1 protein-coding gene is annotated in these 317 nt (G+C 51.7%); it reads right to left on the bottom strand.

Annotated features, from left to right (window positions below):
- On the bottom strand, positions 1-317 hold a 317-nt coding region (locus ACY1JZ_RS26120), incomplete at both ends, for a hypothetical protein (RefSeq protein WP_462631700.1).

The following is a 317-nucleotide window of genomic DNA, read 5'->3' as shown; positions in this document are numbered from 1 at the left end:
TCTTCAGCAATCTCTCTCGGATCTTCTCATAGGCTTGACTTCCTTCGGACACCATCTGCAGCTCGATTATATCCAGATCAAGCTCACTCTTCGTCTCATACGTTCCGTCCATATATTCCGTGTAAGCCTTCATCGCCTGATAAATCATATCCTCATCATCCAGCCTCGCTGGATCGATTAACAGCGTATCTGCTACCCCGGGAGTTGAGACGGGCTTCGTAGTCTCCTCAGGTCCCCAACGGGCTCTTGCCGCTGAGCGCCTGTTCATCTCCTCCATCAATTGCCTTAACAGCTCGGACCAGCTCCAGTGCTGCTGA

This window comes from Paenibacillus sp. J5 (assembly GCF_054955055.1).
This window is presented reverse-complemented; position numbering and strand designations above follow the sequence as displayed.